This is a genomic window from Streptococcus sciuri, assembly GCF_024814375.1.
Taxonomy (GTDB): domain Bacteria; phylum Bacillota; class Bacilli; order Lactobacillales; family Streptococcaceae; genus Streptococcus; species Streptococcus sciuri.
The window spans coordinates 87331-101944 of the sequence record NZ_JANUXX010000001.1 but is presented as its reverse complement, the minus strand read 5'-3'; the positions used below and the strand labels follow the sequence as shown (position 1 = coordinate 101944).

General features: G+C 39.3%; 11 protein-coding genes and 2 pseudogenes. 2 read left to right on the top strand and 11 right to left on the bottom strand.

Annotation, left to right across the window (positions count from 1 at the left end; all coding sequences use genetic code 11):
• Positions 1-8: 8 nt before the first annotated feature.
• From NXS10_RS00520 to cdaA, 5 genes are all read right to left on the bottom strand, one after another.
• Entirely contained in the window at positions 9-740 is a 732-nt protein-coding gene (locus NXS10_RS00520; protein WP_259136523.1) for an acyl-ACP thioesterase domain-containing protein, read from the bottom strand.
• Between the two features lie 3 nt (positions 741-743).
• The gene (hemW, locus tag NXS10_RS00515) at positions 744-1874 is read right to left on the bottom strand and encodes a radical SAM family heme chaperone HemW (protein ID WP_259136521.1); all 1131 of its coding nucleotides are present in this window, start codon (positions 1872-1874) and stop codon (positions 744-746) included.
• Positions 1875-2501: 627 nt separating this feature from the next.
• Positions 2502-3854 (bottom strand): phosphoglucosamine mutase, encoded by a 1353-nt coding sequence (gene glmM / locus NXS10_RS00510; protein WP_259136519.1) that lies wholly within the window; start codon positions 3852-3854, stop codon positions 2502-2504.
• A 51-nt stretch (positions 3855-3905) separates the two neighbouring features.
• The gene (locus NXS10_RS00505) at positions 3906-4871 is read right to left on the bottom strand and encodes a CdaR family protein (protein ID WP_259136517.1); all 966 of its coding nucleotides are present in this window, start codon (positions 4869-4871) and stop codon (positions 3906-3908) included.
• Positions 4868-5716, bottom strand: a complete 849-nt coding sequence (cdaA, locus tag NXS10_RS00500) for a diadenylate cyclase CdaA (protein ID WP_259136515.1) — start codon at positions 5714-5716, stop codon at positions 4868-4870. The genes NXS10_RS00505 and cdaA overlap by 4 nt, the downstream gene beginning before the upstream one ends.
• A gap of 147 nt (positions 5717-5863) precedes the next feature.
• Between cdaA and murT the strand changes: the two genes are divergently transcribed.
• Both murT and gatD read left to right on the top strand, forming a co-directional pair.
• Complete coding sequence (murT, locus tag NXS10_RS00495) at positions 5864-7207, top strand: lipid II isoglutaminyl synthase subunit MurT (RefSeq protein WP_259136513.1); 1344 nt, start codon at positions 5864-5866, stop codon at positions 7205-7207.
• Positions 7207-7992 (top strand): lipid II isoglutaminyl synthase subunit GatD, encoded by a 786-nt coding sequence (gene gatD, locus NXS10_RS00490; RefSeq protein WP_259136511.1) that lies wholly within the window; start codon positions 7207-7209, stop codon positions 7990-7992. Before murT ends, gatD begins: the two co-directional genes overlap by 1 nt.
• Positions 7993-8093: 101 nt before the next feature.
• Here the strand turns inward: gatD and lplA are convergent, their stop codons facing one another.
• From lplA to NXS10_RS00465, 6 genes and pseudogenes are all read right to left on the bottom strand, one after another.
• Positions 8094-9086, bottom strand: coding sequence for a lipoate--protein ligase (gene lplA, locus NXS10_RS00485; RefSeq protein WP_259136509.1), 993 nt, complete (start codon positions 9084-9086; stop codon positions 8094-8096).
• A 102-nt stretch (positions 9087-9188) separates the two neighbouring features.
• The gene (gene lpdA / locus NXS10_RS00480; protein WP_259136506.1) at positions 9189-10943 is read right to left on the bottom strand and encodes a dihydrolipoyl dehydrogenase; all 1755 of its coding nucleotides are present in this window, start codon (positions 10941-10943) and stop codon (positions 9189-9191) included.
• Positions 10944-11035: 92 nt separating this feature from the next.
• A pseudogene (locus NXS10_RS00475) lies at positions 11036-12052 on the bottom strand (dihydrolipoamide acetyltransferase); the annotation flags it as partial.
• Between the two features lie 195 nt (positions 12053-12247).
• Positions 12248-12370: pseudogene (locus tag NXS10_RS08605) on the bottom strand (biotin/lipoyl-containing protein); the annotation flags it as partial.
• Positions 12371-12433: 63 nt separating this feature from the next.
• Positions 12434-13438: an alpha-ketoacid dehydrogenase subunit beta gene (locus NXS10_RS00470; RefSeq protein ID WP_259136502.1), complete on the bottom strand. Its 1005-nt coding sequence runs from the start codon at positions 13436-13438 to the stop codon at positions 12434-12436.
• A gap of 42 nt (positions 13439-13480) precedes the next feature.
• Positions 13481-14449 (bottom strand): thiamine pyrophosphate-dependent dehydrogenase E1 component subunit alpha, encoded by a 969-nt coding sequence (locus NXS10_RS00465; protein ID WP_259137306.1) that lies wholly within the window; start codon positions 14447-14449, stop codon positions 13481-13483.
• Positions 14450-14614 lie beyond the last annotated feature (165 nt).

Below are 14614 nucleotides of genomic sequence, written 5' to 3'. Positions count from 1 at the left end.
ATCGCTCCTCACTCTTTTTCTTGCCATTCAATAATGGATCGTGCATGTACCACACCATCTACTGAAATCTCGTGCTTTGTTATGTTTTTATTTGTCTCAATGCTAGAGACAATATCGCTACCATAATGAATTTCTTTGATATACTTAAGATCAATGGTCTTAGGTATATGTCCTTTTAAAAAAGAAAAATCAATCGCCTCAAACATCCATTCTAAATACTTGCTATTATTGACATGTCCATTCATATCAAGATCAAAATAGCGCACATGATAAAGTCTATCTTCAGGGGTTTCAAGCGGTTTGTATCGAGGCCCATGAATAACTTTTTTGACTTTATCACTTTTATAAACACTGACAATATTCTCAATAACAGGATGAACCTTTCTTGTCTCAAAGTCCATCAATACAAAAGTTGACAAAATAGTTATGATTTTTGTACCATCCTCGCCATAAATATAAAAATTGCGATAGCAAAACAGACGATTATAAGCAGTAGCTTCTGTCTCAATACGAATCTTCTCAGCATAGCGTGGCAAGCGTATAATATCTAAGTGATAGTCTGTAATCACCCAGACTAAGCCATACTGCTCAAAAATCACATCATCGCCAACTCCAAGAGTCATTGAGTGTTTACCAGATACTTGCAAAGCTAGTGACAAAAGATGCGGTAATTTCATATAATGATTAACATCTGTCTCATAAAAAGGTACTTGATAACTTTCACTATATAATAGACCCATAATTTACTCCAACATAAATTTTTCTGCAACAGTATCTCCTAAAAACAACCCTTTCTTTGTCATACGAACAGTATCTTTCTCCACAATGAGCAGTCCATCTTTTCTCAACTCTTCAACGACTCGACCGTAATGACTCCAAAAAGGAACCCCAAATTTCTTAGAAAATCGTGTCATGGAGATACCTGATTTCTTGCGTAACCCTAAAAAGACCTCTTCTTCCATCTTTTCATCTAGAGTCAAGACTTCCTCAGATAACCTAGCATTACCACTAGCAACACCCTTTAGGTAATGCTGGATAGGTCCTCTATTTCGATAGCGAACACCATTTAGATAACCAGAAGCACCCGCACCCACACCATAATATTCCGAATTATCCCAATACATCAGGTTATGACGACTCTCAAAACCTGGTTTCGTAAAATTTGAAATCTCATAGTGTTCAAATCCATTTTGCTCTAGCTGACTGATAATATACTCAAACATCTCAGCTTCCAAATCCTCAGTCGGTAAGTGAAGTTGTCCCCTTCGCATACGGTTCATAAAAACAGTATGATGCTCAAGAATGAGACTATAAAGACTTAGATGGGGAATATCAAGTGCCAATGCTTTTCGGACATTTTCACGTACATCAGCCATGGTCTGCTCAGGTAAGGCATAAATCAGGTCAATAGAGATATTATCAACCCCCTCTTTTTTCAGGGCGTCAATACTTTCATATATCTGAGCTTCATTATGATTACGCCCGATTTTTTTGAGATGGCGATTATTAAAAGTCTGTACGCCAAGAGAGATTCGATTGACTGCTGATTGCTTGATCACAGCTATTTTTTCTGCTGTTAAATCACCAGGATTTGCCTCAATTGTGAACTCCTCTAGCTCCGAAAGATTTAAGTTTTTAGTCAAATTATCCAACAAATAATCTAGTTGTTTAGCGCTAATAGCTGTTGGTGTCCCTCCTCCAATATAGAGCGTCTTTAACGTTTTAATATCATAACTATCCCACTCGGCAATAAGAGCCTGAAGATAGTCATCAACAGGTTGATTTTTGATGAACACTTTTGAAAAATCACAATAATAACAAATTTGCGTGCAAAAGGGAATATGTATATAAGCGGATGTTGGTTGTTTAAACATAAGACTATTGTAACATTTTGAAGCTCAAAAAGGGAAACTTTTTACTCTGATGCGACTCTTTATGGTATCCTATTTGCTATAAAAGCATGCAATGAGGTGGAATGACTCATATAGACGCTCAGTATCTTAGCCAAATAGTGATTTCTAGCATAGTTTTCAACAAATTCTTCCTAAATCCTGCCCCAGACTCTCAGGAGGCAAAGCTAAGAGAAGCATAATTCATCATTAAGACGCCGATAAAAGTCCCGCTATAAATAACCTCAAAACGATTAGAATCTCTTTTTCCAATAGCAATATAGCTGATTCCTTGTCATCATAAATCAGATAGCTTTGTGGATACTGCCAGTTTGCCACCTCGTATTCTTACTTGAGTGTTAAAAATTGGATATAAAGTGAGGACAATTCAGCAAGCACAAAAACACATAGTTAAGTAATTTACACGGCGTTGCTGTGTCGCTTTACTACCTGTTTGATAAACATAGTTGATATAGACTTTTCAATATTCTGGTATCATCTAATCAAAAATCACTCTTGCCTCACTACTAAAATGATCTACAAATATCGCTATTGCTTCCATCGCTTTAGACCTACTTTTGTCTAAAAAAGAGGTTTTTAACCTCTTATCATTTATTCTATTCCAATTTCTTGGCGGACAACCTCTGCGATAGTATCCACGTAGTAGTCTACCTCTTCATGTGTTGGAGCTTCTGCCATGATACGAAGGAGTGGCTCTGTACCGCTTGGGCGTACCAAAATACGACCATTACCATCCATCTCAGTCTCCATCTTATGGATAATATCAGCAATGGCAGGCACTTCCATTGCCTTATGTTTCATTGCATTTTCAACACGGATATTAACTAGCTTTTGTGGGTAAATCGTTACCTCAGCAGCAAGTTCTGACAGCGTTTTACCACTTTCTTTAACTACTTTAGCCAACTGAATGGCAGTCAGTTGTCCATCACCCGTGGTGTTATAGTCCATGATAATGACATGTCCTGACTGCTCACCACCTAAGTTATAACCAGACTTGCGCATCTCCTCAACAACATAGCGGTCTCCCACAGCAGTAATCGCCTTTTCAATACCATTTTGCTCTAATGCTTTGTGAAATCCCAAGTTAGACATCACTGTCGTGACGATTGTATTCTTAGCTAATTGCCCTTTTTTTGCTAAATATTTGCCGATGATATACATGATTTTATCTCCATCAACAAGATTACCATTTTCATCCACAGCAATCAAACGGTCGCTATCGCCATCAAAGGCAAGTCCCATTTGACAATCTGATTTTTTGACCAAATCTTGGAGATTTTCAGGATGAGTCGAACCCACACCAGCATTGATATTAAGACCATTTGGCTGGTCTCCCATGACTGTAATATCAGCACCTAAGTCTAAAAAGACATCTCTAGCTGAAGCTGAGGCGGCGCCATTTGCCATATCAAGAGCAATAGACATTCCCTCTAAATCAACTCCAGTAGATACTAAGAACTTGACATACTTGCGTAAGCCCTCTGGATAATCCACCACTGTTCCAAGACCTTCAGCAGATGGTCTTGGTAACTTGTCCTCATCAGCGTCCAGAAGCTCTTCAATTTCAAGTTCACAGTCATCATTAAGCTTAAAACCATCTGCACCAAAGAACTTGATGCCATTGTCAAATGCAGGATTGTGACTGGCTGAAATCATGACACCAGCACTTGCTTTTTCTGTACGGACTAAGTAGGCAACACCAGGAGTTGCTACAACACCAAGTAGATACACCTCAATGCCAACAGACAAAAGCCCAGCCACCAAAGCTGACTCCAAAAGTTGACCTGATATGCGTGTATCACGCCCAACAAAGACACGCGGACGTTCACTCTCATGTTGACTCAGAACATAGCCTCCAAAACGCCCTAGTTTAAAAGCTAATTCTGGGGTTAATTCAACATTTGCTTCACCACGGACACCATCTGTTCCAAAATATTTTCCCATAATAATTTGCGACTTCTCGCTTCCTCCATGTCTGATTTTGTTTATTATCTATTATTTTTTACTTGTTGTCAACTGAACAGTTACTAGAGCAGGTGTGATTGTCACCTTATCTGCTGATAGAGTAATCGTTCTTGTCGTATCTTTAACGATATGTGAGATGTCAATACTAGCTGTAATCTCCGATGTTGCATCTAGATCCTCTTTACTTCCAGAAATAGTAACTGTATCCTGACTGAGTTTATAATCTATCTTACTAACGCTATCGTTCATAGTTCCTGTGAGATTAAGTTTAATAGGAACTTGTTTTGTTAATTTTGTAACAGACACATTTAATTTTGCTTTTGATGGACTGATAATACCTGCTAAAACCGTACCATCTTTGGCAACTGCCTGAAGATTCACCTTGCCACTGTAGTTGCCAGTCAGAACCTCATCTTCTGGAAGACTTGCCTCTACATGATCGATACGACTAATGATAGACTCATCACTTGTCACTTTAGCTGTTTTAAGACTCGTTTCAACATGTGTCACCTCATACCCTTCTGCCACTTGATTAGTAGGAACATTGCTCACCACATCAAAAGTTTTCGTCTTTTTCTTTCCAATCGTAACCGATATCGTTTTAGGTTCAACCGTCGCTGTAACATCACTCGGTAGATTGGTTATTTTAAGCCTTACCGTTTGTGTACCTGTCTTGATATTAGATAAATCGGCAACAACCTTGAATTGACGGGTATCGTTGTTAATCTCCGAATCTAATTTAATCCGATTGACCGAACTGAGATAGACCTTTGCTTCATAAGAGTAACCACTCACAAAATATTGATTGCTATCATATTTCAAGTCAATAGGAACATTGGTAAGAGTGTGCGTATAAGTCTCCGTAGAACCTGAAATCTGTGTTCCTACTTTATTGGTAGTATTAGCTGTTGCTGTTAGAAAAAGCAAAATTGCCAAAAAGAAGGAAATGAGGATGAGCCACCCTTTATTGCTTAGAAAATCTATTTTTTTTTTCATTTCTTTCTCCCTAATATCTTTTGAATCCAAGTCACATCGGTCCTATCTGTCTGAATAAGCTCTGCTCTCAAGACAGATTCAAAATTCTCCTTGGTCAAATCATGCATAAACTCACCACGAACTGCAATCGAAACTCCTCCCGTTTCTTCAGAAACGACTACTGTCAATGCATCTGAATTCTCAGACAAGCCAATGGCTGCACGGTGACGTGTTCCAAACTCCTTTGAAATTCCCATAGAATCGGTCAAAGGTAAATAAGAACAAGCCGTTATAATCTTATCATCACGAATAATGACCGCCCCATCATGAAGCGGTGTATTGGGAATAAAGATATTAATCAAAAGCTCACTTGAAATATCAGCATCTAGGGAAATCCCTGTTGCGATATACTCTTGCAGAGTCTGCGTTTGCTCGATGGAAATCAAAGCACCGATTTTACGTGGTCCCATATAAGCTACTGCCTTTAGTAACGATTCAACCAATTTTTCATCCTTGCTTTGCTGTGGACGTTGGCGAAAAACCTGTGTGGTGCGTCCAAACTTTTCAAGTGCTGCCCTAATCTCAGGTACAAAAATGACAACTGCTGCGATGACACCGTAGGTGATTACTTGATTCATCAGATAGGTGATCGTTGTCAAACCAATCCACTCCGCCACTAAGCGTAGTAAAACAAAAAGAATAACCCCCTGAATAAGTGACATAATCTTTGTACCAGCCAATGCCTTGATAAGGCGGTAAATAAGATAGGTCACAATTCCAATATCTAAAGCATGAATAACAAGCAACCATGGGTTTTCAATCAGATTTTGCCAAAACGTATTATTAAATATTTCTAAAAAATTCATTGATTTACTTCACACTCTTTACTGTACTTTGTTCCAACTTTTCATATCCTCAAAAAATAGTCAAAAATCGGAATACTTTCATTATACCACAAATCAAAAGCAATGTTCCAACTATCTATTTAATTTATTTTTTGGTAGAATGAGAATATGAAATTTAGGACTTTAATGGGAATTACATTAGGAAAATTAGCACATTTTGTACTCAATAAGTTAGGACGTGGATCGACTTTTCCTGGTCGTCTAGCACTCAAGTGCGATCCTGCTATTTTAGACACAATTGCTAAAGATTATGAAATCGTAGTTGTAACAGGTACAAATGGCAAGACTTTGACAACAGCACTTACAGTGGGTATTTTAAAAGAAGCTTTTGGAGAGGTTACGACCAACCAAAGCGGTGCTAATATGATAACAGGTATCGTGTCAACCTTTTTAACGGCTAAAAAAGCCAAATCTGGGAAAAAAATTGCGGTTCTTGAGGTAGACGAGGCAAGTCTCCCCAAAATTACCAAATACATCACACCAACTCTCTTTGTCTTTACCAATATTTTTCGTGACCAGATGGATCGATACGGAGAGATTTACACAACTTATCAGATGATTTTAGAGGGCGCTTCTAACGCTCCAAGGGCAACTATTTTAGCTAACGGTGATAGCCCTTTATTTAACTCTCAGAAGATTCTCAATCCTGTACGATTTTATGGTTTTGACACAAAAAAAACAAAACCGCAATTAGCACATTACAACACAGAGGGCATACTTTGTCCACAATGTCACAGTATCCTCACCTATCGTATCAATACTTATGCCAATCTAGGAGACTATACTTGTCCTAACTGCGACTTTGAACGTCCAAAACTAGACTATGCATTAACAGAGCTAAGGGAAATTACCAATACATTTTCACGCTTTGTCATTGATGCTCAAGACTACAAAATCAATGTCGGTGGGCTTTATAATATTTATAACGCTTTAGCTGCCGTAGCTGTTGCCGAGTATTTTGAGATTGAGCCTAGCCAGATAAAGACTGGTTTTGATAAAAGTCGAGCTGTATTTGGACGTCAGGAAACTTTTACCATTGGTGATAAGAACTGTACGCTTGTCCTTATCAAAAATCCTGTTGGTGCTTCTCAAGCACTGGATATGATTGCCCTAGCTCCGTATCCATTTACTCTATCTGTTCTGCTCAATGCCAATTACGCTGATGGAATCGATACAAGTTGGATTTGGGATGCTAACTTTGAAGCAATTTTAGATATGAATATTCCACAGATTTTTGCTGGAGGTGTTAGACACTCTGAAATCGCAAGGCGATTGCGAGTCACTGGCTACTCTAATGAACACATCACACAAGCAAATAAACTTGAGGATATTATGACCATGATTGAACACCAAGAGAGCAAACATGCCTATATCCTTGCGACCTATACGGCTATGCTAGAATTTCGAGACTTGCTCGCTGAACGTCATGCTGTGAAAAAGGAGATGAACTAATGACCTATACCTCTCTACAATCTACTATTCAAAAGAAATACCCCTATAGTTTACGTATAGCTCACCTTTATGGAAATCTCATGAATACCTATGGTGACAATGGAAATGTCCTCATGATGAAATACGTTGCTGAAAAGTTGGGTGTCTATGTCACAGTTGACATCGTATCTATAGATGATAACTTTGACGATAACGCTTACCATCTCGTCTTTTTTGGTGGCGGACAAGATTATGAGCAGTCTATCGTTGCAAAGGATCTTCCTAAAAAACGTACGACGCTTAAACGCTATATCCAAAATAATGGTGTTATACTTGCTATTTGTGGGGGCTTTCAACTTCTAGGGCAATACTATATCCAAGCTAATGGTGAAAAAATCAATGGTACTGGTATCATGAAACACTACACTCTCAACCAAGAAAATAACCGTTATATTGGAGACATTAAAATCCACAATGAAGAGTTTGATGAGACTTACTATGGTTTTGAAAATCACCAAGGACGCACCTTTCTGTCAGATGAGGAAAAACCGCTTGGCAAAGTCATCTACGGCAATGGTAATAATGGGAAAGACAGTGAAGAAGGTGTTCATTATAAAAATGTCTTTGGTTCTTATTTTCATGGACCTATCCTCTCACGTAATGCCAACCTCGCTTATCGCTTGGTAACAACAGCTCTTAAAAATAAATACGGTAACAACATTCAGCTAGCTAGTTACGAAACTGTTCTCTCTTCTGAAACTCCAGAAGAATACGAAGACGTTAAAAGCAAGGCTGAATTTCAGTAGACAAAAAGCTTCCACTGGGGAAGCTTTTTGTGTCCTATTTTCTCTATAAATATGTCATACGCACTATTAGCAAAAATTAAACGACGGACACCTGAGTGATACTAAGCTTCAACAATCGCTTTTGCTACTTCTTCAGTAGTCATGCGTGAGAAATATTGAACAATATCCACAGTCTTAAGTTTAGTAAGGATGTCCTTATATTCATAGCGCACACCGACAAGGAGTTTCTCAATATCTTCAACTCCACGCACACCAAAAAAATCTCCATAAATCTTGATTGATTTGATAACAGAATTTTCCACATCAGCGTAAGTTGTAATTTTACCAGCTGGGTAACGAACATTGCGCTCAATAGTGTAATCAGGTGCTTGGCCATAAGTCCAATCCCAAGTCGCAAATTGCTCATCACGCAGTCTTTGAATGGCAGAAAGATCTTCGTCTGTCAGAATATACTCATCCATATCTGGGTATTCTACTTTCATCTGTTCAAGGAGTGCCTCACTAAAGTCCTGAACTGTGATTTTTTCTGGTAACTCATCAATGATGTTGGTCACACGAGCACGCACAGATTTGACCCCTTTGGATTCAATTTTGTCTTTTGATACCTTCAATGCTTGACTAAGAATGGACATATCTACATCAAAGAGGAGACAGCCATGGTGCATCATGCGCCCTTTATAATAAGCTTGCGCATTGCCACAAAATTTTTTGCCATCAATCTCAAGGTCATTGCGTCCCGTAAACTCTGCCTCAACTCCTAGATTAGCAAGGGTGTCAATGACTGGTTTTGAAAAGGTCTTAAAGTCAAATGCTCCCTCTTTAGATTTATTAGAGATAATAGTGTAGTTCAAGTTATTTAAATCATGGTAAACTGCACCGCCACCAGATAGACGACGAACCACATGGATACCATGCTTATCGATGAAAGACTTGTTAATCTCCTCAATAGTATTTTGGTGCCTGCCAATGATGATGGCAGGTTCATTTATCCATAGGATAAAAATCTCATCAAGTTCTCTCAGCTCACGAAAAGCATAAGCTTCAAGGGCGATGTTGTAAGCCGGATCGTGACTGGTGTTGACAATATATTTCATACAGACGAACTCTTTCTAATTTTTGTAATATTTTTAAAATAACTAATCTTCCTCATTATATCGCAAAATGATAAACAGACCAAATAATATTACCTAGATTTTTTATGTTCTCTTTGGTGGGTTATGAACGGCTTCGCCAAGAACGTCCATAATAGCCTCATAGAGCACTTCTGAAAAAGTTGGATGCCCATGGATAGACTGGGTGACTTCGTCGACTGTGAGTTCCATTTCCATAATGGTAGCAGCTTCGTTGATAATTTCAGCAGCAGCTGGTCCTATGATATGTATACCTAGGATTTCATGATATTTAGGTTCAGAAATAACTTTGACAAAACCTTCTGCTTCATTTGAAGCAATAGCACGACCGTTGCCTGTAAAACTGTTTTTGCCGATTAGAACATCACCATATTGCTGACGTGCTTGCTCTTCTGTCAAACCGACCATTGCCACTTCTGGATGAGTATAGACAGCAGCTGGTGTAAAATCAAGGTGTGCTTTGCGAGTATTACCTTGCAGTGCGTTTTCTGCTGCAATTTCCCCCATACGATAAGCAGCATGAGCAAGCATCTTCGTACCATTGACATCGCCTGGGGCATAGATACCTGGGATTGATGTTTCTTGGTAGGCATTGACCTTGATACGTCCGCGGTTCATTTCAAGGTTAAGATTTTCAAGACCTGCTAATTGTGGAACACGTCCAATAGAAAGAAGAGCTTTGTCAGCGATAACCTCTGCTCCATCGGCTAATTTCAAAATCAACTGATTGCTATTTTCTACAATTTCTTGCAACGAGGTTGAAGTCAAAAACTTCATGCCATACTTTTTAGCAAGGACTCGTTGGAGTTCGAGTGAAATCTCCTTGTCCATAGCTGGAATAATACGATCTGCCATCTCAATTACAGTCACATCCGTACCATAAGCAGCATAAACAAGTCCCAATTCAACACCAACAACTCCACCACCGATAACAGCTAATGAACTTGGAATTTCTTTCAAATCAAGAATATCGTCAGAGGTAAGCACAAGCGGTGAGTCAATACCAGGAATATTGATACGTGATACCTTAGATCCTGTCGCCAAGATAATGTTACGTCCTTTGATGATCTTATCGCCGATAACTACAGTCTTATCGGGGTTGACCTGACCAAAACCGTTAAAAATGTCAACTTTATTCGCTTTTAACAGTCTTCGCACTCCGCCTGTCAAGGTTTTAACAACACTGTCTTTAAATGCCACAGTCTTGTCCATATCAATAGTATAGTTGGTTGAGGCAAGGTTGATTCCACGACCTGCTGCAATTTTCAAACCGTCAAGAATTTCTGCATTTTTTAGATACGTTTTTGTTGGAATACAGCCTTTGTTCAAGCATGTTCCGCCAAATTCTGATTTTTCAACAATCGCAATCTTACTGCCCAATTGAGCACCACGAATAGCTGCATAATAGCCAGCAGGACCACCACCGACAACTACAATATCGTATTCATCTGCACTGAGCACTTCTTTAGGCTGTGATGGCACTTCTGCAACCGCATCTTTTGACGGTTGATCTAGCACTGTTACAGATTGAGCGTCCGTTGCGATGATAGAAGCGTTAGCACTTGGTAGATTAACATTTTCACCTTCAGCACCAATATAAGCGATGACCTCTGTGACAGGCACAATTTCACCTGCTTGATGTACGATTTTCAAAAGAATGCCAGAATTCTCAGCTTCTAACTCCATATTGGTCTTATCAGACATGATTTCAAGGAGAATATCGCCTTCATTGACCTCATCTCCTTCTTGTTTTTTCCACTCAAGAATCTCGCCTTCTTGCATATCCACACCGAGTTTTGGCATAATCACTTCAGCTGCCATGATGTCCTTCTTTCTGTTTTTTGTTTTCTTTAAATCTTAGTTTCGTTTGAAAAGTCTTTTCTTATATGTATTGGCATGCTATGTTTTAACCTTTATATGAGAAGTTCTATTGGATTTTCCATCACATTTTTGAGATCAAGCATAAACTTAGCACCACTCATGCCATCAACGATACGGTGGTCAATAGTCAAACACATAGCCATAATCGGTCGAATAACAACTTCACCATCATATACAACTGGAGTTGGGACAGTCGCTGCCACGCCCAAAATAGCAGAATTGGGTTGATTGATAATAGGGTTAAAGCTCTTAGCTCCAAACATACCAAGGTTCGTGATAGAAAAAGTCGATCCAGACATTTCCGCAGCTTTTAATTTACCGATTTGTGCTTTTTTGATGACCGTTTTTGATGCTTCAACAAATTCAGATAAAGTCATCTTATCTGCACCATGCACAACAGGTACAACAAGACCATCATCTAGCCCCACAGCAATACCAAGATTAACAAATTCATGCAACTCGATTTCCTGTGCATCATTGATGAGAGAAGCGTTCATATAGCGGTGTTCTGGTTTCATAAGAGTCTTAACCACTGCAAGTCCAATCAAATCAGTCAAAGTGACTTTATTGCCTGTTTTATTCATGATTGGCTCTATCATCTGCTTACGTAGTGCAATGAGATTTGTCATATCAATATCATAGTTGATCGTAAAGGTTGGTGCAGTGAAATAAGAATCAGTCATACCTTTTGAAATTGCTTTACGCATAGCACTCATTTTGATGATTTCAACACCATCAGGTAAGTTTTGTGGTGCTTCAATGACATTGGATTTGGAAATGTCTTTAGCTACAATTGGTGAAATGGCAGAGAGTACATCAGATTTCATAATTTTGCCATTGATACCTGTTCCTGTGACTGCTGTAAGATCCAATCCATGGTCAAGTGCTATCTTGCGAGCTAGAGGAGTCACCTTAACTTGTGTTCCTTTGAAGTTTTCAACATCATCTTTGTGAATACGACCATATGCGCCACTACCTGAAATGGTCTCCAAATCAAGACCTAGTTTGTGGGCTGTTGCACGCGCTGCAGGTGTCGCACGCACTTTCTTAGACGGTGTCTGCTCAATAATAGTAACTCCTCGTGCTTGAGTTTTTGCCACAGATTTTTGCGGTGGAATAGATACCTCACCATTTTCTGTGTCCGCTACGCTATCTGAAATCACTTCCCCCTCAGAACCTAAATATCCAATGACCTCTGTGACAGGCACGTTATCACCATTACCATGCACAATTTTAATCAAGACACCAGAATCCTCAGCTTCTAACTCCATATTGGTCTTATCAGACATGATTTCAAGGAGAATGTCACCTTCATTGACCACATCCCCCTCTTGTTTTTTCCACTCGATGATTTCACCCTCTTGCATATCCACACCGAGTTTTGGCATTATAATTTCGATAGCCATAATTCTATCTTTTATTCCTTTCTGTCAGAATCGCTTCCCTTTTGCTATCATTGTGTAAATGGCTTCCTTAATTTTAGATACATCAGGTAAAATAGCTTCCTCTAGTACTCGTGAATAAGGCACAGGTACATCTTCGCTTGCTAAACGTACAATTGGGTAGTCCAGATAGTCAAAAGCTTCACTTTCAGCAACTTGCGCTGCGATTTCACCGATAAAGCCACCTGTTTTGTAAGCATCATTGACTAGAAGAAGTTTACCTGTTTTTTTGACAGATTGGATGATAAGTGCCTTATCCAGTGGAATAAGTGTTCGTGGGTCAACAACTTCAACACTGATACCATCTGTTGCCACTTCTTCTGCCGCCTGAAGCACACGCTCAAGCATGCGACCGTATGAAACAACTGTCACATCATGTCCCTCACGTTTGATATCTCCTTGTCCAAGTGGAAGATAAAAATCCGAATCAAGAGTGACCTCTTCTTTCTTTCCATAGAGTGCTTTTGGCTCAAGAAAAATAACAGGATTATTGTCCAAAATAGATGATTTTAAAAGACCTTTAGCATCGTTGACTGTCCCTGGTGCAACGACTTTTAACCCTGGAATATGGGTCAACCAAGCTTCTAGAGACTGTGAGTGTTGAGCAGCAGAACCAATTCCACCACCAGATGCCATACGGAAAGTGACTGGTGTCTTTAAGCCACCACCAAACATATAATTGATCTTAGCTCCTTGATTGACAATAGCATCCATAGCAATTGTCACAAAATCCATAAAAGTCAAATCAACAATGGGACGTAGTCCAGTCTGAGCAGCACCAATAGCAGCACCAGCAATCGCTGCTTCTGAAATAGGGGTATCACGCACACGTTTATCTCCAAACTCTGCTAACATACCAACAGAAGTTCCAAAGTCTCCACCGTAGATACCAACATCCTCACCCATCAAAAACACTTTCTCATCTTTTCGCATTTCCTCACTCATGGCTAGGTTAATAGCTTCACGCAAAGCCATTCTTTTTGTTTCCGTCATGATTTCCTCCATATGTTTCGCTTTCTATATTCATTTGTTTGACTAGTCCACATAGACATCCTCAAAAGCAACGGACAAATCTGGATAAGGACTGTCTTGGGCAAAAGCGACAGCTTGCTTGATTTCTTCTTTGACCTGATTGACAATAGAATCTAGCTCTTTAGATGTTGCGATTTCATTTTCAAGCAAATAGTGACGGTATTTTTTGATGGGATCTTTAGCTTTCCACTCTTCAACCTCTTCTCTTGAGCGATAGACTCCAGCGTCAGCCGTTGAATGGCCAAACCATCGGTAGGATTCAACTTCAATGATAGCAGGTCCAGCACCCAAACGCACTGCATCTACAACTTCTTTCATCTTGTCATAGACTGCAATAACATCATTTCCATCCTCAACATAATGTCCAGAAATACCATAGGCATCTGCACGTAGATAAAGATGAGGAATTTTAGTCGAGTAACTGATGTCTGTTGAGATACCGTATCGATTATTGATAATAAAGAAAATCACAGGTAAATGCCACACAGCAGCTAGGTTGACCGACTCATGAAAAGAACCTTCGTTCGTAGCAGAATCACCTGAAAAGGCAACTACGATATTTTTCGTCTCCTCGTATTGTTGAGTAAGAGCAGCACCAACGGCTAAAGCGTAACCACCTCCTACAATACCGTTAGTACCGTAATTGCCTTTTTTGATATTAGCAAGGTGCATAGATCCACCACGCCCTTTAGATGTTCCTGTTGCCTTACCAGCAAGTTCAGAAAACATACCACCTATATCAATCCCTTTAGCAATCGTCTGCCCATGTCCACGGTGGTTAGAAAAAATGATATCCTCATCTGTCAGTGCATGAATAGCTCCAACAGAAGCGGCTTCCTCACCAACTGAAAAATGAGTCATTCCTTGAACAAAACCACGACGAACCAATTTATTAAAAGTCATATCTATATCACGAATACGTTGCATTTTCAAAAACATATCCAAGTAATCTTTTTTTGATAGACGCATTATAAGCCTCCTAACTGTTTCTTTGCTCAACTGATAAGTATCTACCAACCTCTTAACGATTTCATTCTATCGTTTTTTTTCACAAACTGCAAGAAATTGGACTTGCCTTCAACTCATGATAGAAGTGACTTTTTGGCACTTCCATCGTTCGCTATTTCACAAACTTTA